At 58.5% G+C, this 23,797-nt stretch carries 26 protein-coding genes and 4 tRNA genes; 11 read left to right on the forward strand and 19 right to left on the reverse strand.

Annotation, left to right across the window (positions count from 1 at the left end; translation table 11 throughout):
* From VN622_07770 to VN622_07800, 7 genes are all read right to left on the reverse strand, one after another.
* Positions 1-138 (reverse strand): GTP-binding protein (locus VN622_07770; GenBank protein ID HWR35749.1); only part of this gene is annotated, 138 nt, incomplete at its 3' end.
* An 11-nt stretch (positions 139-149) separates the two neighbouring features.
* Entirely contained in the window at positions 150-500 is a 351-nt protein-coding gene (locus VN622_07775) for a hypothetical protein (protein HWR35750.1), read from the reverse strand.
* A 99-nt stretch (positions 501-599) separates the two neighbouring features.
* A tRNA-Thr gene (locus VN622_07780) sits at positions 600-675 on the reverse strand.
* A gap of 41 nt (positions 676-716) precedes the next feature.
* Positions 717-791, reverse strand: a tRNA-Gly gene (locus tag VN622_07785).
* A gap of 44 nt (positions 792-835) precedes the next feature.
* A complete protein-coding gene (locus VN622_07790) occupies positions 836-1,063 on the reverse strand; it encodes a hypothetical protein (protein HWR35751.1) in 228 nt (75 codons plus the stop codon).
* Between the two features lie 73 nt (positions 1,064-1,136).
* Positions 1,137-1,224 (reverse strand) — tRNA-Tyr (locus tag VN622_07795).
* Between the two features lie 250 nt (positions 1,225-1,474).
* Positions 1,475-1,550, reverse strand: a tRNA-Thr gene (locus VN622_07800).
* A gap of 313 nt (positions 1,551-1,863) precedes the next feature.
* Between VN622_07800 and VN622_07805 the strand changes: the two genes are divergently transcribed.
* Positions 1,864-2,919 (forward strand): hypothetical protein, encoded by a 1,056-nt coding sequence (locus VN622_07805; GenBank protein HWR35752.1) that lies wholly within the window; start codon positions 1,864-1,866, stop codon positions 2,917-2,919.
* Between the two features lie 330 nt (positions 2,920-3,249).
* Here VN622_07805 and VN622_07810 read toward each other — a convergent pair whose 3' ends face one another.
* A complete protein-coding gene (locus VN622_07810) occupies positions 3,250-4,155 on the reverse strand; it encodes a M23 family metallopeptidase (GenBank protein ID HWR35753.1) in 906 nt (301 codons plus the stop codon).
* A gap of 455 nt (positions 4,156-4,610) precedes the next feature.
* Between VN622_07810 and thiL the strand changes: the two genes are divergently transcribed.
* The 3 genes from thiL to VN622_07825 all read left to right on the forward strand — a co-directional run bounded on the left by thiL (position 4,611) and on the right by VN622_07825 (position 7,021).
* A complete protein-coding gene (gene thiL / locus VN622_07815; protein ID HWR35754.1) occupies positions 4,611-5,570 on the forward strand; it encodes a thiamine-phosphate kinase in 960 nt (319 codons plus the stop codon).
* A 7-nt stretch (positions 5,571-5,577) separates the two neighbouring features.
* Positions 5,578-6,180: a phospholipase D-like domain-containing protein gene (locus tag VN622_07820; protein HWR35755.1), complete on the forward strand. Its 603-nt coding sequence runs from the start codon at positions 5,578-5,580 to the stop codon at positions 6,178-6,180.
* Between the two features lie 343 nt (positions 6,181-6,523).
* Positions 6,524-7,021 carry a hypothetical protein gene (locus VN622_07825; GenBank protein HWR35756.1) on the forward strand — a complete coding sequence of 166 codons (498 nt, stop codon included), beginning with the start codon at positions 6,524-6,526 and terminating at the stop codon, positions 7,019-7,021.
* An 80-nt stretch (positions 7,022-7,101) separates the two neighbouring features.
* Here VN622_07825 and VN622_07830 read toward each other — a convergent pair whose 3' ends face one another.
* Positions 7,102-7,779, reverse strand: coding sequence for a ribonuclease HI family protein (locus VN622_07830; GenBank protein HWR35757.1), 678 nt, complete (start codon positions 7,777-7,779; stop codon positions 7,102-7,104).
* 19 nt (positions 7,780-7,798) lie between these two features.
* The gene (locus VN622_07835) at positions 7,799-8,554 is read right to left on the reverse strand and encodes a metallophosphoesterase family protein (protein ID HWR35758.1); all 756 of its coding nucleotides are present in this window, start codon (positions 8,552-8,554) and stop codon (positions 7,799-7,801) included.
* Positions 8,555-8,768: 214 nt separating this feature from the next.
* Between VN622_07835 and VN622_07840 the strand changes: the two genes are divergently transcribed.
* Positions 8,769-9,515 (forward strand): M15 family metallopeptidase, encoded by a 747-nt coding sequence (locus tag VN622_07840; protein ID HWR35759.1) that lies wholly within the window; start codon positions 8,769-8,771, stop codon positions 9,513-9,515.
* A gap of 15 nt (positions 9,516-9,530) precedes the next feature.
* Here VN622_07840 and VN622_07845 read toward each other — a convergent pair whose 3' ends face one another.
* The 5 genes from VN622_07845 to VN622_07865 all read right to left on the reverse strand — a co-directional run bounded on the left by VN622_07845 (position 9,531) and on the right by VN622_07865 (position 14,711).
* Positions 9,531-10,529 (reverse strand): ABC transporter ATP-binding protein, encoded by a 999-nt coding sequence (locus VN622_07845; protein ID HWR35760.1) that lies wholly within the window; start codon positions 10,527-10,529, stop codon positions 9,531-9,533.
* Positions 10,530-10,745: 216 nt separating this feature from the next.
* The gene (locus VN622_07850; GenBank protein HWR35761.1) at positions 10,746-11,591 is read right to left on the reverse strand and encodes a prohibitin family protein; all 846 of its coding nucleotides are present in this window, start codon (positions 11,589-11,591) and stop codon (positions 10,746-10,748) included.
* A gap of 210 nt (positions 11,592-11,801) precedes the next feature.
* Positions 11,802-13,385 (reverse strand): acyl-CoA carboxylase subunit beta, encoded by a 1,584-nt coding sequence (locus VN622_07855; protein ID HWR35762.1) that lies wholly within the window; start codon positions 13,383-13,385, stop codon positions 11,802-11,804.
* Between the two features lie 181 nt (positions 13,386-13,566).
* Positions 13,567-14,127: a hypothetical protein gene (locus VN622_07860; protein HWR35763.1), complete on the reverse strand. Its 561-nt coding sequence runs from the start codon at positions 14,125-14,127 to the stop codon at positions 13,567-13,569.
* A gap of 131 nt (positions 14,128-14,258) precedes the next feature.
* Positions 14,259-14,711: a GatB/YqeY domain-containing protein gene (locus tag VN622_07865; GenBank protein ID HWR35764.1), complete on the reverse strand. Its 453-nt coding sequence runs from the start codon at positions 14,709-14,711 to the stop codon at positions 14,259-14,261.
* Between the two features lie 160 nt (positions 14,712-14,871).
* Between VN622_07865 and VN622_07870 the strand changes: the two genes are divergently transcribed.
* Complete coding sequence (locus tag VN622_07870; protein HWR35765.1) at positions 14,872-16,092, forward strand: hypothetical protein; 1,221 nt, start codon at positions 14,872-14,874, stop codon at positions 16,090-16,092.
* A gap of 186 nt (positions 16,093-16,278) precedes the next feature.
* On the opposite strand, the gene VN622_07875 is transcribed toward VN622_07870, so the two are convergent.
* Complete coding sequence (locus tag VN622_07875) at positions 16,279-17,385, reverse strand: site-2 protease family protein (protein HWR35766.1); 1,107 nt, start codon at positions 17,383-17,385, stop codon at positions 16,279-16,281.
* A gap of 153 nt (positions 17,386-17,538) precedes the next feature.
* Between VN622_07875 and rsmD the strand changes: the two genes are divergently transcribed.
* Positions 17,539-18,162, forward strand: a complete 624-nt coding sequence (gene rsmD, locus VN622_07880) for a 16S rRNA (guanine(966)-N(2))-methyltransferase RsmD (GenBank protein HWR35767.1) — start codon at positions 17,539-17,541, stop codon at positions 18,160-18,162.
* Positions 18,163-18,260: 98 nt separating this feature from the next.
* Here rsmD and VN622_07885 read toward each other — a convergent pair whose 3' ends face one another.
* Entirely contained in the window at positions 18,261-18,818 is a 558-nt protein-coding gene (locus VN622_07885; protein HWR35768.1) for a hypothetical protein, read from the reverse strand.
* Between the two features lie 328 nt (positions 18,819-19,146).
* On the opposite strand from VN622_07885, the gene VN622_07890 reads away from it, so the two are divergent.
* Both VN622_07890 and VN622_07895 read left to right on the forward strand, forming a co-directional pair.
* Entirely contained in the window at positions 19,147-19,536 is a 390-nt protein-coding gene (locus VN622_07890; GenBank protein ID HWR35769.1) for a RidA family protein, read from the forward strand.
* Positions 19,537-19,704: 168 nt separating this feature from the next.
* Positions 19,705-20,118, forward strand: a complete 414-nt coding sequence (locus tag VN622_07895) for a CBS domain-containing protein (protein HWR35770.1) — start codon at positions 19,705-19,707, stop codon at positions 20,116-20,118.
* A 61-nt stretch (positions 20,119-20,179) separates the two neighbouring features.
* Here the strand turns inward: VN622_07895 and VN622_07900 are convergent, their stop codons facing one another.
* The gene (locus VN622_07900; GenBank protein ID HWR35771.1) at positions 20,180-20,656 is read right to left on the reverse strand and encodes a hypothetical protein; all 477 of its coding nucleotides are present in this window, start codon (positions 20,654-20,656) and stop codon (positions 20,180-20,182) included.
* 201 nt (positions 20,657-20,857) lie between these two features.
* Here VN622_07900 and hslV point away from each other — a divergent pair, with 201 nt between their 5' ends.
* Positions 20,858-21,442 (forward strand): ATP-dependent protease subunit HslV, encoded by a 585-nt coding sequence (gene hslV, locus VN622_07905; GenBank protein HWR35772.1) that lies wholly within the window; start codon positions 20,858-20,860, stop codon positions 21,440-21,442.
* Positions 21,443-21,556: 114 nt separating this feature from the next.
* Positions 21,557-22,999, forward strand: a complete 1,443-nt coding sequence (gene hslU, locus VN622_07910; GenBank protein HWR35773.1) for an ATP-dependent protease ATPase subunit HslU — start codon at positions 21,557-21,559, stop codon at positions 22,997-22,999.
* Positions 23,000-23,117: 118 nt separating this feature from the next.
* On the opposite strand, the gene VN622_07915 is transcribed toward hslU, so the two are convergent.
* Entirely contained in the window at positions 23,118-23,519 is a 402-nt protein-coding gene (locus tag VN622_07915) for a cytochrome c3 family protein (protein HWR35774.1), read from the reverse strand.
* Positions 23,520-23,797 lie beyond the last annotated feature (278 nt).

A 23,797-nucleotide genomic window follows, 5' to 3' on the forward strand; every position in this document is an offset into this window, starting at 1 on the left:
CCGGAACTTGATGTTCGGGTTGTGCTTCGCCAGAACCTTCGTGATCGCCGCCGTCAGCGTCGTCTTGCCATGATCAATGTGCCCAATCGTCCCAACGTTCACGTGCGGTTTGCTGCGGTCAAATTTCTCTTTCGCCATTGCCTTATGCCTTAGTAAGAACGGTAAATTCTTGCGAACTTTTCTCGCAGACTTTCGTCCACGACTTCTAACTGCGTCAGGTAGAACTCGCGCATCTGGCCCTTGTCGGCGACCGTCAGCGCTTCATACAGCGAATGCGCCGTCGCACTGGAGTTGCCGAGCACTTCATCGACCTGCTCCAGCACGCCCCTGGCGAGCACCGCGTCGAAATCGCGGATACCCACACCCTTCCGCTCCAACAACTTCAGAAACCGCTCGACTTGCCCCGAAGCAAAAACTCTCCGAAGCGAGCCCCGCAGTTCACCAAACTGCGCCTTGTTCTGAATCTCAATCCCGGCCTGTTGGAACTCTGACTGAGACATTCGTCCGTCTTCCGCAAGGATGTATCTACAGTGCCGTCGTCAAAGAACAAACAACCAGACAGCGACTCTCCGCTGACTGATTGTTGCTGGCCGAATCTATGGAGCCGATGACCGGGATTGAACCGGTGACCTCTCCCTTACCAAGGGAGTGCTCTACCAACTGAGCTACATCGGCCCGCATACTCATCGCGCAAATCGCGATGAAAACCTAAACTCTGGAGCGGGAGACGGGAATCGAACCCGCGACCAACAGCTTGGAAGGCTGTGACTCTACCACTGAGTTACTCCCGCCTGCCTCCACTACCAAACACAAAAAGAACTGCCGCGCGCCTAATTCAATTCGTACCAGAATCGCTGCTCTCGAGCCTGGCTCTCGCCCGCTCTTTCCAGAAAGCCATAAGCGTCAGCACGACCAAAACGGCCAAAATCGTCAGCGCAAGCTTTCGCGGACTCGCCTCGAAGTTCCCCCCGAACGGGATTGCCTCATCCGTCAGCGTCGTCCATTCAAGGACTGCCAGCACCGCGTAAACCGTTAGCACCTTGTAGAGCCGAGTAGTTGCCAAACCGCGCATTCCTATTGCTGTAGAGCATTGCATCCGGCACGCAGACTACAGCCTCCACTCGCCCGGAAAATACTGGTGCACAGGGGAGGATTCGAACCTCCGTAGCTCTATAGAGCGGCAGATTTACAGTCTGCTGCCATTAACCACTCGGCCACCTGTGCACATTCAAAACCACACGTCCGAATCGCGCACTCAGCGCCGACTGCCGGACCTGCACGCAACGTTTCAAAGAACAGGCCCGCGCACGCACAGCGAGTGACCGTTACTAAACTGCGGAGAAATCTCACGCTCGTGCGAACATACTTCCGCACGAAATCTAGAAGACCCTACTGGAGTGCTTCTCTTAGGAGAGCTGCGCGCCGTACGTGGATCCGTTCCTGTGCGCATCCGCTAGCGCACCGGTTGTCGAACTGGAGCTGGCGAAGGGATTTGAACCCCCGACCCTCTGATTACAAATCAGATGCTCTACCAGCTGAGCTACGCCAGCAGTTAAAAAAAGTACCCGTAACACGGGCGAAGTGGAAAGGTTAGCACAACGGAACTTCGCGTGCAACCGGAGCTCCCGCTCACAGTTGTTGCCGATGAAGATACCATTACTTTCCAGTGGCCTTGGGCGCTGGCCGCGCCACGTCACATTCGTCTCGCTGCTCCTGTCCTGGTCTTGGGGACTGCACAAGATTCTGCGAGGCATCCCACATACGCGGGGTGCTATGATGCGACTCCACAAGTGATTCTACCGGAAACACAGTCGGATGGCTATATGCTACGCGGCGATTTTCTGAACAGAATCACCTTCATTCATGAGAAGTCGAACCCGAAAGCTCATCGTCCTTGGCGTAGTCGTCGTAATTGTGGCGGCCGTCGCTGTTGCCATCTTCTTGCGCCGCCGTGGCGCCCCAGAACCAGCTCGCCTGCTGCCTGATGGCGAGGCGGTCATTTTTGTTAACCTCAAAACCTTCCGTCTTCTCACCGGGTTCGGCGACAAACAAGCGGCGGCACGGGAGCCGGAATATGAGCAGTTCGTAAGGGAAACCGGCTTCCAGTTCGAGCGCGATCTCGACCAGGCAGCTTTCGTCCAGCATCGTCGAACCAGCACAGGCGCGATTCGCTCCGGAAGCGCTCGCTATTCCGAGATATTCATCGGACGCTTCGACGCCCAGCGCGTATCGAACTACCTTCGCAAACTGAGCCGCAGCACCGAGCGTTACCGCGACACAGAGATTTTCAGCATTCCGGTGGAGGATCGCACCGTTCGTGTCGCCATTCTTGGCGTCGATACCGTCGCGGGCTCCAACGTTGAGGATGGCTCTGTGATCCATGGCATGATCGATCGCTACAAGCACGTCGCGCTTCCCTTCGCTGGACCAGAACTGCTGAGCGATCACTACAAGGATGTGCCACTCGCAAGTCCGGTCTGGGGCATCAGCAAATTCGAAGGCGATGTGAAAGCGGAACTGCCCGGCGGGTTCAGCGTCTTCGTGCCGACGCCGAGCGTACTCGTTGTCTCCGCCCGATTCACCGGAAATATTCATGCCAGGGCAGAGCTGTTTGCGAAAGACGAACAGGATGCCAACAAATTCGCGGACCAGGCGAGCACGTTCCTCGGCATCTTCCGCGCACTTGAAGGGAACATGCAGACCTCCGGCTCGGATCCAGACGTGAAGGCCGTCTTCGATAGCTTGAAGGTTGATCGCGAAAAGGAACGCGCTATTATCACGGCGTCAATTCCAATAGCGTTCTTCAAAAAGCTCCTGTCGGAACCGCCAGCGGAACTCACAATGCAGCCTGCGCCGTCGCCCAAAACTGACCAGCACACGCCCGAAAAAGTGCCCGCCGAGAGGAAGCCACAGCATTAACCGCATCCATCCCAGCACGTGCACAAGGCAAACGCCGGAGCGAGCAGCTCCGGCATTTTCAATTGCGAATTACACCTGACATCTTCAATTGCAGATGACTCAGTGACGCATCCTGTGCGGCATGCCAAGGTGGAGAGTCATCTTGAGCGAAGCGAAGGATACCTGCTTCCTGCCTGTCGAACAGCAGATCCTTCCCGCGTCAGAAGAGGGCGCGACCTCAGAATGACACGTACTCTCTCGATGACTTGCAAGCTCTCTAGATGACTTGCAAACCAGATGACTTGCAGGCTGAATTTGAAATGGCTTTTGTGAGTTGACTGACTTTGGTGCCTAACCGCCGGTATCGAACTTTGCGGCGTGCGAGGTGCGCAGGTACTTCGACGGATTCACCGGCGTGTCATGAATGCGGACTTCATAATGCAGGTGGGCGCTGGTCACGCGTCCGCTGGCTCCTACGTATCCGATGACCTGTCCGCGACGCACGCCCTGCCCAGAGGCTACGGCGAACCCGGAAAGGTGTCCGAAGCGTGTGCTCACACCATGTCCGTGATCGATCTTCACCAACCGTCCGTAGCCGCTCATGAAATTAGCGAACAGGACGATGCCGTCGGCGGGAGCAAGGATAGCTCGGCCATAAGCGGTCGATATGTCAACGCCGCTATGGAACGCACCTTCTCCGTTGAAGGGATCAATTCGCTCACCAAAGGAGCTGGTCACACGGCCTTCAACGGGCCAAAGCGTTGGCGCAGCCGAAGCGCGAACCCAATCTGAAAGCGTTGCCACGCGGCCGCCAACTCCCATGCCGAGCCCGGCAGTCGCTACGCCCGTCAGCGCCGACTTGCGAAGCGCATACAACTGATCCAGCGATGCGCGGAACTCCTCAGCATGGATTTCCGTCACACCGGGCGCCAGCTTCGAATCGGCCTTCAATCCGTAGAGAGTGGAGACTTCACTCGCGATGGAACCCAGCGAGGCAACCTGGATATCTTTTTCTTTGGAGACCTGCTCGAGCTGCGAGTACTGGTTCTTGATCTGGTCTTTCTCGGTACGCAGCTCGTTAAAGCGCGAAACTTTCATCAGCATGCGAGTGTAAGAGCCCGCCATGCCGGTAATGGAAAACATGCCGATGAGCGCACCGGCCAGAAACACGTAGAGATAGTGGATGGGTATCGGAATTTTGCGCAACTGCCCTTCCGAATCGCGGGCAACAAACAGTATGTAAAAACGCTTGCGCAAAAAGAACTCCTAAATAGGATCGCCTCGCCGAGCGGGCGCAACCCTGAACTGCGGTGGCCTTGTCCTCGGTAGTGGAGGCGCGCTGGCCGGGCGAACTCGCAAGCTCGCCGTGACAACTACAGCAGGACGGAGCGAATGGACCGTCCATTTTCCTCGGCCAGAGGAGTAGAGAAGCAGCCCGCAAACCTTAACAAAGCAGATTTCGCGGTGTCAACCGGTTACGTCCTGAACAACTGGTACTTAGGTGAATGTTCGAGTGTACCAGTTGTACACCGTCCCGTCGATTTTTTAAGTCGGTTCCGCTCCTGCCGGGCGATTGCAGGAGCAGCAATCCAAGCACGACGTTTCACTCCGAAGTGGCCATCCGTTATAGTTGTTCCGCTTTGTTGAAAACGGAAAAAGAACTCATCGCAGAAATTCGACAGCGCTCGCGTGGCGCCAGCAAAAGGGCGACCATGGCGGGCAACACCGGCGCTCACCTTGTAACCGGCATTGGCGACGATTGCGCCGTGCTCCGCCTGCCAAGCGGGTTGGACACGCTCGTCACCACGGATTTCAGCCTTGAAGGCGTGCACTTCCGCCGCGAATGGCACCCGGCCGAGGCCATCGGCCACCGCTGCCTCACCCGTGGCCTAAGCGACATAGCCGCCATGGGCGGAGATCCGGTCGCGGCCTTCCTCTCATTGGCTCTCCCGGCCAACACACCCAATCGATGGGTTGACGCGTTTTTTATGGGAATGCACGCGCTTGCCGCCACGGCTCACATTCCACTGGCGGGCGGCGATATCGCACAGTCGCCTTCCGGCGTGCTGGCCGACATCACAGTCGTTGGCTCAGTTCCCTCCGGCAAAGCCATCCTGCGCTCGACCGCCCAGGCCGGCGACCGCATCTTCGTCACCGGCGAACTCGGCGCGTCTGCGGCACTGCTTGAGCAGATGTTCGCGAATCCGAAGAAGCGATTCCGCCCGAAGTTCTATCCTGCTCACTTCTATCCGCAGCCACAACTCGCGGTCGCGCGCTACCTGCGCGAGAAGCAACTGGCGTCGGCCATGATCGACATCAGCGACGGACTCTCGACCGACCTCTCGCACATCTGCGCTGAGAGCGAAGTCGGCGCAGTCGTGCATGGCAGCGCCGTTCCCTGTGCCATCCTGGGTCGCCACGAGGTGGACCGGGCCTTTGCCCTGCACGGCGGAGACGAGTACCAGCTACTCTTCACCTCTCCGCAAGGACGGCGCGTGCCGAAGGAAATTGCGGGCGTCACCATTACCCATATCGGCTACATAACCGACGACCGCGAGATGCTGCTGGAAGAGGATAACGGCTATACCACCGAACTCGAGCCGCAGGGGTGGGAGCACTTCACGGAGCAAACGCCCGGTAGCCGCCGTCGTCTGGCCAAGCGACGCAAGTGAGCGCCCATTGAAGCGTGCGCGCCAACTCGTCCTGCTGGTCGTTATCTGCGTTAGCGGACTCGCTTACTGGGGTGTCTCGCAACGACCGGCCAGCGTCCGTGAACTGAGTTCCGTAGCGGAGTCGGGCTCCCTCACCGCCGAGACTCGCTACTCGCCCGGCGACAATCTCGAGCGACTGGATTTGGCGCGATTGGGCGAAGCCCAGCAGTCGATTGATATTGCAATGTACGCCTTCACCGACACGTACATCGCCGACGCCCTGGTCGACCTGGCCGAGCGCGGCGTCGAGATTCGCATCTACCGCGATCACCAGCAATTCGAGGACGAGCAAAGACGCTTTTCGGAGCGCGGAAAGCCATCCACCACGGCCTTGTTCGCTGGTCAAAAGAACATCCAGGTGCGCGTGAAAAACAGCCACGAACTCATGCACCTGAAAGCGTTCCTCACAGACGGCAGAGTCCTGCGCGACGGCAGCGCGAACTGGTCTCCAACGGGGCTAAAGCGGCAGGACAACAACGCGCACTACACGGCCGACCCGCTACAGGTGAACGCCTTCCGGCGTAACTTCGAACAAATGTGGGAGCGGCCCGACAATCTTCGCGTGCAGTAGCTATCCCGCCCTAGCAAAGCTGGGACGGGGCACCCTCAGCAGTGTTCTACATCCCACACTTTAGCTTGAGCCACCCGCCTCACAATGTAAGCTACGACCTTCTCGTATTTCTGTTGTTCTCTTTATAGGAACCTGCATTCACGTCGCATTCCACTTAGGTGCGCAGCTATACGCCTCTATGCTTATTCACCTCATGGCAGACACGGACATTGAATGGCAACGCCGTGTTTGTGGCCATACGATTGCCTCGTATTCTTCCCAACTTAGCGCGTGACTCCCGATAGGGCCCCCCAACAAATTGATCTGCGTCGTTAAGACGCAAGCGAGAGAAAGAGGAAACAAGATGCAGCGACTTAAAAGTGTTGCAGCGCTGGGACTGTTGCTTGGCACCGCTATTGCGATGTTGGCGGCAAGCGCCCACTTCATCCGCGTCGAGTCAGGTCTCAGCGGTGCCAATGTGGTGATTACATTTAAAGAAGCTGGCCTAGGCGACGATGAAACCATTCTTTACCAGGGTAGTGCCATCGCCACCGCTACTTACCAGTGCTTCACAAAGAGCGGCAATACGCCCGAAGCTGCAAACAAAACAGGGCCGGGCACGGTTCAAAGCCCGCCCACCCCATTCAATTCCGGGAAAAATGGTTCGATCGTCGGAAGCGTGACGCTGTCTCCGCCGGGACCGGATTTCTCCTGTCCTTCGGGTCAAAGGCAACGTTTGGTTTGCGCCACATACACAGACATCTCCATTAAAGACCTGACCACTCCGTTGGGACCGGTGTCGGCCACTCCATCGACGCAGAGTACAGGACTTCTGGTCCCGAACGGCACGTGTCTCCCGTAGTTGTTGGAGCAGGCGGGTGGCGGGTGGGCCGAGATTCACTAATCACTATCCCCTGGCTCTACAATCACGATCCACTAGCTTTACCGTACGGGGCGTATTCGTACGCGCGTTCCGTTGGGCAGGTCTTCGGCGGTGAACTCGACAACTCCGTCGCGCACCACGCCTTCCACCTCGCAAAGGGCCGGCCCACCGTCAGGGGCCGGCGCAGGTTTCGACAGAGCAGCGGGGGCACGTCCCGTGCCCCGATCCATGGCCAGATTCGCAAGCCGGTCGGCATCCTTGTTCTGCTCGCGCAGTGCATGGCGGATGGAAAACGAATCCAGCTTGCGGATCAACTCTTTCGCCTCGGCGTAGATCGGCGCAAGCGATTCGCTCTTCACCTTGTACTCGCCGCGTATCTGCTTCACCATCAGCTCAGAGTCGCTGACGACTTTCAGCGTCTTGTAGCCATGCTGGATCGCATACTCAAGCGCGGCGACCAGCCCCGAGTACTCGGCGAAGTTGTTCGTCTGGTGGCCAAGGTATTCGCTAAGTTCGGCCACCTTCTTGCCGGTGGCGTCCTGTATGTAAACGCCGTATCCGGCCGGGCCGGGATTGCCGCGCGCACCGCCATCGATGTGCGCCAGAAGCGCGTCTTTGCCGCTCCACTCTTTGCCTGCGGGTTCGGCGGCTTCAGGCCGCTGAGCACTGCGTTCCCCAAATAACCCGGGAGCGTCATGACTGCTTTTCGTTCTAAATGGTGCGCGACGGAATGGCATAAAGGGCGAGTGTAACTTATCAGCGGCCTTCGCGCAGGCGGGACGCCAGTCTCGGCGGAAGGTTGGCGGCAATGATGCGATGCTGCGCCAGGTCGATCGGATATGGCACGCGGTAGAACGTCACGGTGGCTGCATCGGAATCGTACACGGCGAATCCCGCGCGCCAGTCGCCGTCACGCGGTTGGCCGACCGAGCCTGGATTGATCAGGTATCGTGCTGCGCCGTCGATCTGCACCGTGTACTGCTCCAGCGTCTTTCGCGACTCCCACTGCAACGTCACCGCAAGCAAATCTCGATTTGTCAGTGCTGCGCCCCCCTGTATATGAGTGTGCCCGAAGAAGGTGATGGGCGTATCCACCAGGTCGAGCGCGTCACGCGCAGCGAGGCTGTTCATTATGTACTCATCCTCGTCCATCGGTGAACCATGAACGAACTGCACGCCGGGTAAATCCTCTGAGCGCAATGGCCCCTGCGGCAGTTTGCGTATCCAGAGCAGATTTTCAGCATGGAGCATGCTGCGCGTCCATAGCGCCGCGGTGCCTGCGATGGGATTGAAGTTGCGGATATCGATGAGACCGCTGCATGCGCGGTCGTGATTGCCGCGCACGACGATGCCGCTCAGCTCTCGCGCCGTCTCGATCACCTCGTTTGGACTGGCGCCATAGCCGATGAGGTCGCCAAGGTTCGCCACGCGGTCGTACTCCGGAGCGACTTCCAGGCACGCCTGAAGCGCTTCCAGATTCGAGTGTATGTCGCTAATGACGAGCAGGCGCACGGCGTAGCCTCACCTAGGGCGAGCATTATAGCCTCTGCACAGATTCGAAGCAGCCATCGTCTGCATGACTGCGGTCTATCACGCTGGTTCCGAGCGCTGGGTCGGAACGCCGGTCGGAAGGGCAATCGGAATACTGGTCGAAACACGCGGTCGGAACCGAGGCACCCTCTGCCCGTGCACGCAATTGCCACCCCGTTGTAAGCTTTCCGCCGTGATGAAGCGATATGCACTCGCCCTGATCCTGCTGCTGAGCATCGGCAGCATCCGTGTTCCGATGGTCGCCCAGACTCAGGGGTCGGCTGCTGACTTCCGTATTCAGCCCGTACGTCCGGTCGAGGAGTTGAGGCGCGAGGCGCTGAAGCAAGAGCCGCCACCGCAAAGCGGCGATCTCCGCAAGCCCGACCTGGTGGAACTGGTGACGCTCGACCCTACCATCAAGCTCGACATACGTTACGCCACGAAGAACAACTTCCTGAGTACGCCGATGTACAACGAGGCGCGCGCCTTCTTACAGCGTCCTGCCGCAGACGCCCTCGTCCGCGCCAACCGCGAATTGCACAAGCAGGGCTACGGACTGCTCATTCACGATGCCTACCGCCCCTGGTATGTGACCTGGATGTTCTGGCAAGCGACGCCGGAGAGCCTGCATAAGTTCGTCGCCGATCCCAAGACCGGCTCGCGCCACAACCGCGGATGTGCCGTCGACCTCACGCTCTACAACCTGAAGACCGGCAAAGCGGTCGAGATGCCAAGCGGTTACGATGAGATGAGCGAACGCGCGTATCCCAGCTACGCCGGCGGAACCGCAGAGCAGCGACGCCTGCGCGACCTGCTCCGAACGGAGATGCAGAAGCAAGGATTCGCCGTGTACGAATTCGAGTGGTGGCACTTCGACTACAAGGATTTCGACAAGTATCCGGTGCTGAATGTGCCGTTCGAGAAGCTGCGCAAAGCTACTTAACGTCAGCTGCGGCGTTCAATCTCTCTGGCTTAGACGCGCAGAGCCCAGGACTGGGCACCTCGCCCAGTGCCCCTCGCTCACTTCGACCAGTGCCGGAAGAGCGGTGGTGCACAACTCTTCGCGCCAATGGCAACGCGGCTCGAAGGCGCAGCCCTTTGGTAGCTGTCCAATCGATGGCACAGAGCCATCAATCGTCCGCAACGGCCGCGAACGATCTGTTTTCAGCGTTGGCACGGAATTCAGTAGACCCTTCGTGTAGGGATGGACGGGCTCGTGAAAGACCGCTGCCGACGGCCCCAACTCCACGATGGCTCCCGCGTACATCACCGCAATGCGATGCGAGACCTGCGACACCACCGCCAGGTCGTGCGAGATGAACAGCATTGCCAGCCGATACTTCTCGCGCAATTCCGCCAGCAAATCCAGGATTTGCGCCTGAATCGTCACATCGAGCGCCGTCGTCGGCTCATCGGCGATCAGCAACTGCGGACGATTTACGAGCGCCATGGCAATCATGACCCTCTGCCGCTGACCTCCCGAAAACTGGTGCGGATAGTCTCGCGCGCGCCGCTCGGCCTCCGGAATGCCGACATCCTTCAACGCCGCGACAGCTCGCTGCGAAGCTTCCTGCTTGGCAACGAGCTTGCCATCGACGGTGTGCGCCAGCACGGATTCGGCCACCTGGTCGCCAATTCGCATGACCGGGTTCAGCGCCGTCATCGGCTCCTGGAAGATCATGCTGATGCGTTCGCCGCGGACCTGCTGCATCTCATCTGGCGAGAGCGTCAACAGGTCGCGACCGTCAAACACGATCTCGCCGGTAACACCCGCCTGCGGCACCAGCAACCGCATAATTGCCAGCGATGTCACCGACTTGCCCGAACCGGACTCGCCGACAAGACCCAGTACTTCCCCGCTGTCGATTTGGAAACTGTCGTCGCGCACAGCGGCAACCCGTCCCTGCGACGAAGGGAAGGTCACGGTCAGGTTGCGAACATCAAGCAGTGGGCTCACGTCGTTATGCTACCAGTTGGCAGTAGGCAGTTACCGGTTGCCAGTTGCCAGTAGGCAGTGGCCAGTTGCCAGTGGCGAGTTGCCAGTGCCGGAGAAAGGCGCATTGAAATCGCGCACTTCGGCCAGAGAGCAAACGAATGTCGTTCGGCCTTACAGGCAACCTACATCTGGGCAACTTGCCGCTTTTACCGGCAACTGGCAACCGGCCGCCGACCCCTACTGCCCCAGAATCAGCGGCAGTCCACTCTTGCCGCCGCCGATCACGACTATCTTTGCGTTCGGACTCTTGGCGAGCGTTTCTGTTGCTTCAATGCCTTTCCACTCGAGCAGTTGCGGGCTGATGCCTTGCGCCACGATCTGCTGGAAGTCGCGAATGCCCTGTGCCTCAATGCGCTTGCGCTCGGCTTCCTGCTTTTCTTTTTGCAGACGGAAGCTCATCGCCAGCGATTCCTGCTCGGCCTGTTGCTTCTGCTCGATGGAAACCTTCAGTGTCGGCGGCAGCTGGATGTCGCGCAGCAGGATGTTCTCCACGATGATCCCCCGCTTCGCCAACTCGCCCGAAAGCTCGGTCAACATCTGTTGCGCCACCTTTTCGCGTTCGCCGCTATACAGCGCGTTGGCCGTGTGCATTGAGGTGACGGAGCGGATCGTGGACCGCAGGTTCGGCTCCACAACGACGTCGCCGTAGTGAGGTCCGACCTTCTGGAAGACGTCTGCGGCGCGGCTCGCGTCCAACCGGTACAGCAGCGAAGTATCGAGGGCGATAATCAAACCCTCGTTCGACGGCACGCTCGCCGTCTCCTTCAGCGTCTGCGTACGTACCGACAGCTTATTGTTCACCTTGAAGGGGTTCACAAAATGCGTACCCTCCGGCAGCACCTCCCCGGTGACGCGGCCAAAGATGGTTAGCACTCCGACATGGCCGGAAGGCACATAGGCAATCGACGCCCAGATAAGAACGATAAGCAGTACGACACCGATCAGCGTGCCCATTGCGCGAAGCGCCGAAGCGCCGCTAACGTTGATAACCTGCGGCGTGCGCGCGAAACCGTATTCCGACATAGAAAGCCTCCTGGATCAGCACCACCGCGAAACGGGGTGCAAGATGCCATTACGACAGCAGTTGGCTTCCAGCGCAATGAGAATCGGGTGCTGCTCCGAAGGTGGTGGCGAGTCGCGAGCCGCAAACTGCGCAGCCTACATGCGATCTTCGCATTAACCGGCAACTGGCATCTGGCTACTGACCGCTGGCAACCGGCTACTGACCAGGCCTTACAGCGGTATGTTCCCGTGCTTCTTCGGCGGATTCTTGTCGCGCTTCGTCTCCAGCATCTCAAGCGCCTGAATGATTTTGCGCCGTGTATCTCTGGGACGGATGACCGCATCGAGGTAACCGCGCTCTGCGGCGACGTAGGGGTTCGCAAAGCGGTCGCGGAACTCCTCGATTTTTTCGCTGCGGGCTTTCGCTACCGCCTCTTCGCCTTGCGATCCGTTCACGCCCTCTTTCCCGGCCTTCTCCAGATCGCGTTTGTAAACGATGTTGACCGCACCCTCGGGCCCCATGACGGCGATCTCCGCCGTCGGCCAGGCGTAGTTCACGTCGGCGCGAATGTGCTTGCTGGCCATAACGCAGTACGCACCGCCATACGCTTTGCGAGTAATGATCGTCACCTTCGGCACCGTGGCCTCGGCGAACGCGTACAGCAGCTTCGCGCCATGGACGATAATGCCGCCATGCTCCTGCTGCACTCCGGGTAGGAAGCCTGGCACATCTTCGAACGTGACCAGCGGGATATTGAAGCAGTCGCAGAAGCGCACGAAGCGCGCGCCCTTGATGCTGGAATTGATGTCGAGCACGCCGGCCAGCATCGCCGGCTGGTTCGCCACCACTCCGACGGGCTTGCCGTTGAATCGTGCGAAACCGATGACGATGTTCTTCGCCCAGTGCTCTTGCACTTCGAAGAAGTCGCCGTCATCCACGATGCGCGTGATGACGTCCTTGATGTCGTATGGCCTGTTCGACTCAGTCGGGATGATCGTGTCCAGCGCCTCGTCCGCGCGGTCGATTGGATCCGTGCACGCCTTTCGCGGCGGATCTTCCAAATTATTCGAGGGCATGAAACTGAGCATCTCGCGAATTATCGACAGGCACTCGGCATCGTCGTGCGCCAGGAAGTGCGCCACGCCGGAAACCGAGTTGTGCGTCACGGCGCCGCCGAGTTCTTCCTTCGTCACCTCTTCGTGCGTGACTGCCTTGATGACGTCCGGTCCGGTGATGAACATGTAGGACGTTTTGTCTACCATCAGCGTGAAGTCCGTAATTGCCGGGGAATACACCGCGCCACCCGCGCACGGTCCCATAATGGCCGAGATCTGCGGAATCACTCCGGACGACAGCGTGTTGCGCAGGAAAATGTCGGCGTAGCCGGCCAGCGACATAACGCCTTCCTGGATGCGCGCTCCACCGGAATCATTGAGGCCGATAACCGGCGCGCCGACGCGCATCGCCATATTCATAATCTTGACGATCTTCGCGGCATTCGTCTCGGAGAGCGAGCCTCCGAAGACCGTGAAGTCCTGCGCAAAGACGAAGACCAGTCGTCCTTCGACTCGTCCGTAACCGGTAATGACTCCGTCGCCGTAGTACTTCTGCTGGTCCATGCCGAAGTCCGTGCAGCGATGCGTCACCAGCTTGTCGGTCTCTTCGAAGGTGCCCTCGTCCAGCAGGAACTCTACGCGCTCACGCGCCGTCATCTTGCCGAGTTTGTGTTCACGGGCCCGGCGCTCTTCGCCGCCACCTGCTTCAGCCAAGGAATCACGACGCTTCAATTCAGCGAGCTTCTGCTCCAGATTCATGCGGGCGATTATAACCACGAACCAGTGATTTGGATCATGTGCGAAGGAGAGATGCCGGGCGGCAATGGCGGCGGCCTCGCGTGCGGCAACAGGCGGCTGAACAAAAGCCGTTTGCAAACGCAGGTCATCCTGAGCGCAGCGAAGGGTCTGCTGTTCAAACTATGTACTTACGCGGGCTGTCCTACTGCCCCATCCCCAGCGCTTCCCAGCGATATTTCTTCCCATCCCAGAACAGCGCCGACATTAACCCCTCGCTCTCCTCGGCGGTGATGGAAGCAACGGGCTTCTTTTTCACCAACACACTGCCCAGCGAAATCTTCTTGAAGGGCAGGTTGACGACCGCGAATTTCGACTTCGGCGTGGCCTCGCGCCACGAATGCAGAATGAGGATGTACTTCGGCACGCCGGGCTCCGCGGAGAAGGCTGACGTGAGCTTGGGGTTCCCGTATCCAAAATAGGAATTGTAGGGATCGATCACCTTGAAGCCGCGTCCCGCCGCAGTCGCCAACGGGTTGTCTCCGGTGACGGCGAGAGCAGCGTCCTCCACAGCATCACCGTCAAAGTCGGCGGTCAGCGCAGCCAGTCCGGGCACCATCTTGTAGCTCTCGCCGAACTCTCGTGCGAACACTTTCATCAAGTTAGGCATCGCCTGGTCAGGCGCGGAGGCCTCCAACTGCTGAGCGTAAGGAAGCGTCGTGAGGAGAGAAACAACCAGAAGGACCAATAACAGGCGCGAATGCATGGGCCTACTCTATCGCGATTCCGTGGCGGCGGCACCGCCGTGGTGCCGTCGCAATCAACAGATCAGCCAAACCCTCACTCCCGGCCGGGTAACGAAAGCCCCTGTCCGGCAGTACATCACGCGCACAGATCCTACTTCCCGGCGAGCTCTTTCTTGACCGTTTCGCTCACGATCTTCCCATCGACGCGCGCGCCGCCGAACTTCGCCATCGTGTTCTTCATGACGGTGCCCATGTCCTTCATTGTCGGCGATTCCATCTCTGCGATCGTCGCTTTCACGGCCGCCACGATCTCCTCTGCGCCGACAGCATTCGGCATGTAGGCCTCTATGATATCGATTTCCAAAGCCTCTTTCTGCGCCAGTTCCGGCCGATTGCCGTTCGTGAACTGCTCGATAGAATCCTTGCGCTGCTTCACCATCGTGCTCAGCACCTGCACGATTTCGCTGTCTTCAAGCGGCGCGCGTTTATCGATCTCTTTGTTCTTAATCGCCGACTTCATCATGCGCAACGTAGAGAGCCTCAGCTCTTCCTTACTGCGCATCGCGGCAATCATGTCCGTCTGAATTCGTTCGACCATGCTCATAGGGACAAGATTATACGAAGGCTACCCCGTCCGGGAACTTGGTTGCCTCTGCCGCCGGAGCGGGATATGATGCGGCCCAAAGCCAAGCTCCGCTTTCGGAAGAGCACGCATCGCGAATTCGCGTTCTGTGCGCATTCCGCAAACGGAACTGCAGCACTTTATGGGATCCCTTTCGCCACTCGCGACCTCGTTGCTCATCATCTGTTCCGTCGCATTCGTCGGCGCATTTCTCGCGTATTTCCGCGACCGCCGAATGTATGCCGGACATCAGGGTTACGCCGCCGAAGCGCGTACGCTCGCCAAGAAACTTAATGGCGAACTCTTCCGCGACGGCGAGGACCTGGTCGTCAGCGGCGAACTAGGCCGCCTGCCTGCCGTCATTCGCTTCTCGTATGGCGAGAACACGCCCGGCATGAACATACGCGTCAATGCGCCCGCGACGTTCACCATGAGCATCGTCCCCAAGGGCGCAAGCGCGACAGAAGGACGCGTCCTGGTGCGCACGCCGGACGACATGTTCGATGCGCGTTTCGTTACCCGCTCCGACCATCCCACTCAGGCCAAGATGTTGCTGTCCAGCCGTGGGGCAATGGCGCTGCTGAAAAAGATCTGCTGCTCTTCGAATACATACATTACCGTCGCCAACGGTGGGATTGAACTGAGCGAACTGGCGATCCCTGCGCCCTACACGCTACGGCACATACTCGATCACTTCGAGGAACTAGCGGCGCTCGCCTCGGAACTCGGCAGGATGCCCGGAGCCGACCGCTTACAGGTCAAGCCAGTGCGCCGCGAACGTCGCCTGGCGCTGCGTACGGCTATCCTCGTCGGCACCATCGCCGCTCTCGTGGGCGTCATTACGGCCAGCAGGACGCCAACAGAAACTCCGTTGGCGGACATCGTCGGCGAGGCACCGCCAAATGGCGTCACGCCGATCGACGCACTCCGGATCTCCGGCGTAAACAAATGGCACGTGGCCATCGACTCTGAACTGGAGCCCGACGCTGCTGCGTGGCTGCGCAGCTTTGGGATTAAGACCAACGGACGCGCGCAGGGCAGCTACGACCATGACGGCCCGGCGCACGACACTGCGTATCTTCTCGTAGGCGAAAAAGGTGAGCGCAGAGTGGTGATCGTCACCGGCGGCGAGAACCGCTACGACATAACGTACCCATACATCGGCGCCATCGCTCGAGTCCCCAAGTCTGCATTCCGCAACACAGCATGGGTGAACCGTCCAGCCACAGAACCAGATGGCGACGGGCTCCTCATCATCCGTAAGCCGCAGGACCGCGCATCCGGCCTGGTCCTGTACTTTTCCGGATCACGCCTCGCTTCGGCCGCTCCCGTGGACTACCAAACTTTGAAGTTATTGGAATAGAAAAGGCCCGCGATAATGCGGGCCGAGACTGCTGACACCGCGGTAATCGAACCACCTTGTGTTTCCGCGCCCACAAACACAAGGCGTCTCCACTTCGTGCCTTCGGCGCTCCGGTCGACATGACGCCCTAGTGTGTCAGCAAACTGAATTGGGCCCGCCGGTATATATTGGTTCGAACTATTCTATTTATCCTTCCACGATCTCGCGACGCAATTTACGGGTTTCTGCAAGCAGAGCCATACTGTGCATCAAATTTTGTAGCGTGACGATGCCTACGAGATGGTCTTCGTCCACTACCGGCACCAACGACAGGCCTTTCTGTCCGACTTTCTTAAACACGGATGCCAGAGTCTCCGACCGATTCGCCACCTGGAACACGCGGTTCATCGCACCCTGAACATAGCTGTTTCCGTCGCTTCGCAAAGCCTCCATGATGCCCTGCCGCGAAATCACGCCGACCAGGTCGCTGCCGCGCACCACCGGAAAGTCATCTTGCAACGAGTGCACCGCCTTGTGCAGTGCATCTTCCAAGGTGTCCGCCGGGGAGAGCGTCCGGAAATCCGTCAGCATCACGTCTTCCATCCGCACCGTTTCCAGCACGGACTGGAATACCACGGAGCGATCCTCAAGTTGCGCACCGAAGAAGAGGAACACGCCAATCAGCATCAACCACGTATTGGCGACCGCGCCCACCAGGATGAATGCCATCGCGAAAACCTGGCCGACCGTTACCGCGCGCCGCGTCGCGCGAAGGTAGTCCATGCGTTCCGCGAACCAAGCCCGCAGAACGCGCCCGCCATCCATCGGGTAGGCCGGGAGCAGGTTGAAGGCTCCCAGGAAAAGGTTCGCCCAGAAGAGACTTCTTGGCAGATTGCCGGAGTGCACGAACGGACGCGCCAACAAATCTACTTCGGAAAATAACAGGATCGCACTGCCAACAAACGCTGCAATGAGCAAGTTGACGACCGGACCGGCCGCAGCAATCCGTATGTCGCGCCTAGGGTTCGGCTTGCGCAGGGATTCGTCGTCCATCACCGTGACGCCGCCGATAGGCAGCAGCACGATGGAGCGCACGCCGACGCCGCTCGACAGCGCAACAATCGCGTGTCCTAGTTCGTGCAGCACTACGCTGCCAAACACGATGGCTACCAACGCCAATCCGCGCGCTGCTCCGCGGGCTCCCGACGTCGCCGATTCCGTTACCCACACGAACAGCAACAGGAAAGCAAAAGTCAGGTGTATCCGCAGGTCAATCCCGAAAATCCGCCCTGCCGAAATGGACCAATTTCTCATCGATGGTTGTACGATTCCGTCCTCCGCGGCGTTCCCAGCCGCCTTCAGTTTGATTCTACGCCCCAGCTTTTTGAGCCGGGAGCGAAGCCCCTCTCTATACCTTAGACGTTCGAACGCCGTTTGCCGATTCTCCTCGCCTCCGCCGAGTGTAAAGTGAGCAGAGAGAATCAGAGGGAGTTCTCATCGACGATGCGAGTCATCGCAGGAAAGTATCGCAGCCGCCAAATAAAATCTTTACCTGAACTTGACACACGGCCGACTTACGACCGGCTCAGGGAAACGCTCTTCAGCATTCTGGCTTCCAGCGGGAAGCTGGAGGGCGCGGTGTTCGTCGATCTCTTTGCCGGCACCGGTTCGATAGGAATCGAAGCCCTGAGCCGTGGCGCTTCCATGGCCTACTTCGTCGAGTCCAACCGCAAGGCAGCAAACCTGATTCGTGAAAACCTACGCGTACTCGGCATCAGCGCCGGAGCGGAAGTTCAGGAACGGGAAGTCGTTCCCGCCATCGGACGCCTTTCGGCAGCGGGGGTGCGTTGCGACGTTTGCTTCCTCGATCCGCCGTACGCGATGCAAGGTGCGTACGAGCAGGTGCTCCGCGTGCTATCCACTTCCGAGTTGCTGAGGCCTTCGAGCATCGTGATTGCCGAACACGACAAGCGCTTTGATCCCGGGGAAGGACGCGCATCAATCAAACGCTATCGACGCCTCGATCAAGGCGAAAGCTCATTAAGTTTCTATCGCGTAGAGGTGGATCAGGAGGAGCTGCTGAGCTGCTGAGCGCCTGAGCTGCTAAGCTTTTTCTGAGCTGCTGTTAGCTGAGGCAGTTCCGTTACTTGAGCTGTCGAGAGTTTGAAGCTAAGCAGCGCAGCAGCTGACTACATCACAATCTCGTCTGCCCGGCGCACGATCGGATGCTGCAGTTCAGCAAGATCGTTTTTCACCATGTTCAGCCCAAAGACGCAGACTTCAAACTCGCGTGAGAGCTTCGCAAACAGCGGCGCTACTTTTTTGTATTCGAAGTGCTCGAACTTCGAAACGATGTAGTAACTCTCCTTGCCGGCCTTCATCCAGTCGATGAAGTTCTCCAGACGCTGTCGCCGCAAGCGAAGATGATTGATGCTCTCCGGGAATATCCCCGCAAAAAATAGCGTGTAGTCGCCAATATGTTTTCGCACCTGCCGTTCGCGATCGAACGAAGGCGCGTCGCCGTACACCGGGTTTGACTCGAGCAGCATTTCGCCAACGTCATGCAACGGCCGTCCCGTGGCATTTCGAATCTTGTACAACTGCTCAGTGTTGCAGAAGTCCGTCAGCATATTGGCTACATAGCCCTTCAGCGCCGGGTCGCGCAGGCCCAAGTCACGATCGAAATGCGCTTCGACCAGTTGGGCAAACAACTGCCGTAAAGGATGAGATTCAGTAATTGATTCCATCCAAGTCCCTCCACCTGGGCTCGCCGCATCTCATGACGCAAAGTATCTGTGGCGCGGTCGCCGTCACTTCTCGCTTTCTCTCGGCCAGGGGTTAGTGATTGGAAGGCAGGCGCATGCATAATGGTTGCTGGAAAGGCGCGCAACGCCAATATCGGGAAATGTGGAATCGGGGAATCGAGGAATTTGAACTCGATGTCACCGGCTATTGGAGCAACGGAAACTCGAAACCGTTGCTGTTTTGTTTCGAATTACCAGATTACAAATTACCGATTTGCAATTTTACGAATTACCCGATCTGCAATAATGTCAGGCTTTCCTGGGAGGGATCATGCAGAGGCGAAACATCTCAAGCGGTGCGCCCTGGGAGTCCGTGGTTGGCTATTCTCGAGCTGTTTGCGTTGGCTCCTACGTACATGTGGCCGGCACAACGGCGACGGGAGCAGACGGCAAAATCGTCGCTCCAGGCGATGCCTATGCCCAGGCTGTGCAGGCGCTGCGAAATGTGGAGAGCGCACTCGTTCGTGCCGGAGCCTCCCTCCAGCAGGTCGTGCGTACGCGAACTTTTGTGACGGACATCTCGCGTTGGGAAGAAGTTGGCCGCGCCCACGGTGAGTTCTTCGCCGACATTCGCCCGGCAGCCACGCTTGTCGCCGTCAGCGCATTGGTTTCACCCGAGATGCTGGTCGAGATCGAGGTTGATGCATACATCGGCGAATAGGGCCGTGCCGTCTTCTGTACTTATTCCAGCAGCAGTGTAGTCAGCATCGACCCAGACGGTGCATAATTACAAATCTTTCAGCGCTTCTCCGCATACGGAGCGAAGGCAGAAGTATGCCAAGGTTCCTGGGCGGTTATCGGCCAACGAGAGAATAGGAAGTGCACTGATATGAATGTCTTATCGCTTTGCGATGAACACCCGGCATCCGTGCCGCTATCGGCCACGGTTGCAGACGCGGTTCGCGCTATGCTCGAACTTGGGGTCGGCGCCGTTGCTGTTGTCGATGACGATAACGTAATTGCGGGAATCTTTACCGAACGCGACGTGATGCGCAAGATGGTATTGAGCGGTCGCGATGCTTCGGCGACTCCCATCGGCGATGTGATGACGACAGCCGTCGTCATGGCCACGGCTGACATATCTCCGGCTGATGCTTTGGCCGTGATGGTCAACGCTCACCATCGGCATCTGCCTATCGCGGACGAGAACGGGAAGCTGCTCGGGATGCTATCGATCCGCAATCTGCTCCAGGCGCAGATCGATTCCCTTGTCACTCAACTCGGAACCATGCACAACGCCTGAGCGCAATTCTCGCGACTGAAACAGGGCGCAGCACTATGCTGCGCCCTTTGCATTTCAGCAACTACTGCGGGTACTGCGGGGCCTTGCTGGTTGGGCAGGTTTGCGAGATCATATCCACCCGGGTCACCTCGAATGCCGTCATAGCCTTCGACGGAGCCCCTGTGGTACCCGCCGCGCCCGTACTGGCGGCGCTTGAGCTTTCGCCTGCTGATGATCCCTTCTGCGTTGTTCCTTCCAGGCGGACATGCTGGCCCACATGAGAACTCATGTCCTGCCCCCCGCTCAACTTCACGCGGTCGCCACCGCCGATTGGCTGGATATAGTAGTCGCGCTCGGCCTGGACTACGCATCCTTCCAGAACGTTGCTCTGAGCAGTACCAGCCTGTCCCATAGCGCCTGTCTGCCCAGCCGTGCTTTGCGACTGGCTTGTCTGGGGTTGGCTGCTCTGGTTTGAAGTTGACGATCCGTAGGTCTGAGCTGTTGCGGCGAGCGCAGACACCACGACCATGAACACTAACAGCACGATTGTTCGCTTCATCGCTGCTCCTTTCAGGACACCTGGCCAGCAATCGCAGGCACAAGTGGAAGAGGGTAGGGTGGTAGTGGCGCGCTGCTGATAGTGATGCCGAACCCAATGGCTCTAGTTTTCCGTGGAACTCCTCGCCATTGGGCTTTTAGGTGCTGCTGGCGTACGCCCCGCTAACTCCGCTCTGCGCTGCTATAATCGGCAATTAGTCTCATGATAAGAAAGTCAGAAGCTACCCGCCCACTTCCTCAAGGCGAACCGCGCTCGCAGAAGATTCGCTCCACCACCGTCCTGTGTATCCGCCGCGATGGCAAGGTCGTTATGGCCGGCGACGGCCAGGTTACGCTCGGCGAAGGCATCATCAAGCACGGCGCGCGGAAAATTCGTCGTCTCTATGGCGAGAAGATCCTCGCCGGCTTTGCCGGCTCTACCGCCGATGCGTTTTCACTGTTCGCACGCTTTGAATCTAAGCTTGAGCAGTACCACGGCAATCTTGGCCGTGCTGCTGTCGAACTGGCCAAAGATTGGCGCACGGACAAGATGCTTCGCCAGCTCGAGGCTCTGCTTCTGGTCGCCGACCAGAACCAGACGTTCCTGCTGAGTGGGCAAGGCGATGTGATCGAGCCGGATGGCGGCATTGCCGCGATCGGCAGCGGTGGCCCGTACGCAATGGCTGCTGCTCAGGCGCTCATCGACCATACGACGCTTCCGGCGCGCACCATCGCCGAAGAGGCCATGAGGATCGCCGGCAAGACCTGCATCTATACCAACGATCACGTCACCATTGAGGAGCTCTAACCGCGCACAAACTGCGCTCGTTTCGTTCCGGCACATTGAGTGCCCGCCTGGTTTTCGCACGCCTTTACGCCCTGTGCGTCTGGCAACCCGGAACCGGCAATTGGAGTTTTTGAAGTGGCTATTTATCTTCCCGCTACCGCTGAAGAAGAACAGCTCGTGCTGGACGAGCTCACTCCGCGTGAGATCGTCGTCGAGCTCGATAAGTATGTTGTCGGCCAGAACGCCGCAAAGCGCGCCGTAGCTATTGCGTTGCGCAACCGCATGCGCCGCCAGAAACTGTCGCCCGAGTTGGCCGAAGAGGTGATGCCCAAGAACATCATCATGATCGGACCCACCGGCGTCGGCAAAACGGAAATCGCGCGCCGTCTCGCCAAGCTCGCCAACTCACCGTTTCTCAAGGTGGAAGCCAGCAAGTTCACCGAGGTCGGCTACGTCGGACGCGATGTCGAGTCCATGATCCGCGACCTCATCGAGATCGCGATCGAGATGGTGCGGGAAGAGAAGCTCGAAGACGTCGCCGACAAAGCAGAACTGAACGCAGAAGAGCGCCTGCTCGATCTTCTGCTGCCGGCGATGCCTCCCGCGAACGCACCGGCAGCTCCGGCCGCCAGCTACAGCGAGAGCAGCACGGTCGGCTTCGCTTCGCAGCCCACTCTGGTTGGCGAGTCCGCAGGCTCGCGCACGCGTGAAAAATTGCGCCAGCAGTTACGCGAAGGCAAGCTCGACGACCGCATTGTCGAACTCGAAGTGCGCGAGAAGAGCACGCCTTCGTTCGAGATCATCTCCAACCAGGGCGTTGAGGAGATGGACGTCAACATCAAGGACATGCTGCCTAGCATCTTCGGCCAGCGCACCAAGAAGCGGAAGATGAAGGTTAGCGAGGCCTTCGAGTACCTTATCCAGGAAGAAGAACAGCGTCTCATAGACATGGACCAGGTCACGCGCACGGCGCTGGAGCGGGTCGAGAACTCGGGCATCATCTTCCTCGATGAGATCGATAAAATTGCCGGACGCGAGAGCGGCCACGGCGGGCCCGACGTTTCGCGCGAAGGCGTACAGCGCGATATCCTGCCGATCGTAGAAGGCACGACGGTGAACACTCGATACGGAATGGTCCGCACGGATCACATCCTGTTCATCGCCGCCGGAGCCTTTCACGTTTCCAAGCCCAGTGATCTCATCCCTGAACTCCAGGGACGCTTCCCGATTCGCGTCGAGTTGCAGTCGCTCACCGTCGAAGACTTTATCAAGATTCTCACGGAGCCGAAGTCTTCGCTTGTGAAGCAGTATATTGCGCTGCTTGAGACCGAAAACATTAAGCTCGAATTCACCAGCGACTCTTTGCAGGAGATCGCGAACTTTGCCGCTCGCGTCAATGAAGGGACAGAAAACATCGGCGCGCGACGCTTGCACACCATCATGGAACGCGTTCTCGACGAGATCAGCTTCTCCGCTCCCGACCTCAAGGACAAGGACGTGAAAATTGACGCCGAGTACGTCAAGAAGATGCTGGTAGACATTGTGAAGGACCAGGATCTCTCGCGTTACATCCTGTAACCGGCGACGAGCAGAACGACAAAAGGCGCGGATCATCTCCGCGCCTTTGCTTTGTGCAAAGCATGAGGGCGCGTCGACTAGCGGCGCGCCCTCGAAAATGCCTGATTGCAGCGTCGCTTTAGACGTTCTCTTTCTTGTGGCAATCGGTACACTTCATCGGAACCTTTTTGCCCTTTGCGTTCTCGGCTTTGTGGCAATCGATGCAAACACCAGCCTGCGCAGCCGGGTTGTGGAAAGCAGCCTGCGCCTTCGTCTTCATCGGGGCCGCTACGGTCTTCGTGTGGCAATCGGCGCAAGCTTCGAACTTCGCTTTCGCCGGACGCTCTGGCTTCGAAGCGTGGTGGCAGATAGCGCACTTGTTGGTCGCGTGGGCCTTGTGATCAAACTTCACGCCACCCATCGCCGCGCCTTTCAAGATAACGGTTCCCGGAGCTTTTTCCTGAGCGAACAACATCGAGCCGCACACCAGAACAACAAGAGCACACACCACAACAGCAATCATCTTATTAGTGTTCTTCACGTCGCCTCCAACTAGTAGCTGCAATTTCCGCATGGACCAAACAGAGTCCGGCCTCAAGCAGCGTCGGATTATAACTCTGCTGGCAAACATTGTTCTGTGACATTGAGCTACTTACTGCATGTTGCGGGTAATCTACATCTCTCAATCCAGAAAGCAAATCGGGCGTGAGTACTGAGCCGCTAAGCTGCTGAATGGCTGATCCGGGCACAAGCGCCTCACCCAAGCGAGCCAGCTGCGTTGCCTGCGTTATCGAGTTTCATTGTCTTCCTAAGCGAAGC

The sequence above is a fragment of the Clostridia bacterium genome (assembly GCA_035561135.1).
Lineage (GTDB): Bacteria > Acidobacteriota > Terriglobia > Terriglobales > Acidobacteriaceae > DATMYA01.

Excerpts from the sequence above, each read along its gene's own strand:
- VN622_07895 (HWR35770.1), top strand. The coding sequence starts at position 19,705 with ATGAATGTCTTATCGCTTTGCGATGAACACCCGGCATCCGTGCCGCTA.
- VN622_07875 (HWR35766.1), bottom strand. The coding sequence starts at position 17,385 with ATGAGAAATTGGTCCATTTCGGCAGGGCGGATTTTCGGGATTGACCTG.
- VN622_07870 (HWR35765.1), top strand. The coding sequence starts at position 14,872 with ATGGGATCCCTTTCGCCACTCGCGACCTCGTTGCTCATCATCTGTTCC.
- VN622_07805 (HWR35752.1), top strand. The coding sequence starts at position 1,864 with ATGAGAAGTCGAACCCGAAAGCTCATCGTCCTTGGCGTAGTCGTCGTA.
- thiL (HWR35754.1), top strand. The coding sequence starts at position 4,611 with ATGGCGGGCAACACCGGCGCTCACCTTGTAACCGGCATTGGCGACGAT.
- VN622_07855 (HWR35762.1), bottom strand. The coding sequence starts at position 13,385 with ATGAATCTGGAGCAGAAGCTCGCTGAATTGAAGCGTCGTGATTCCTTG.
- hslV (HWR35772.1), top strand. The coding sequence starts at position 20,858 with ATGATAAGAAAGTCAGAAGCTACCCGCCCACTTCCTCAAGGCGAACCG.
- VN622_07890 (HWR35769.1), top strand. The coding sequence starts at position 19,147 with ATGCAGAGGCGAAACATCTCAAGCGGTGCGCCCTGGGAGTCCGTGGTT.
- VN622_07840 (HWR35759.1), top strand. The coding sequence starts at position 8,769 with ATGAAGCGATATGCACTCGCCCTGATCCTGCTGCTGAGCATCGGCAGC.
- VN622_07825 (HWR35756.1), top strand. The coding sequence starts at position 6,524 with ATGCAGCGACTTAAAAGTGTTGCAGCGCTGGGACTGTTGCTTGGCACC.
- VN622_07775 (HWR35750.1), bottom strand. The coding sequence starts at position 500 with ATGTCTCAGTCAGAGTTCCAACAGGCCGGGATTGAGATTCAGAACAAG.
- VN622_07900 (HWR35771.1), bottom strand. The coding sequence starts at position 20,656 with ATGAAGCGAACAATCGTGCTGTTAGTGTTCATGGTCGTGGTGTCTGCG.
- VN622_07885 (HWR35768.1), bottom strand. The coding sequence starts at position 18,818 with ATGGAATCAATTACTGAATCTCATCCTTTACGGCAGTTGTTTGCCCAA.
- VN622_07830 (HWR35757.1), bottom strand. The coding sequence starts at position 7,779 with ATGCCATTCCGTCGCGCACCATTTAGAACGAAAAGCAGTCATGACGCT.
- VN622_07850 (HWR35761.1), bottom strand. The coding sequence starts at position 11,591 with ATGTCGGAATACGGTTTCGCGCGCACGCCGCAGGTTATCAACGTTAGC.
- VN622_07865 (HWR35764.1), bottom strand. The coding sequence starts at position 14,711 with ATGAGCATGGTCGAACGAATTCAGACGGACATGATTGCCGCGATGCGC.
- VN622_07860 (HWR35763.1), bottom strand. The coding sequence starts at position 14,127 with ATGCATTCGCGCCTGTTATTGGTCCTTCTGGTTGTTTCTCTCCTCACG.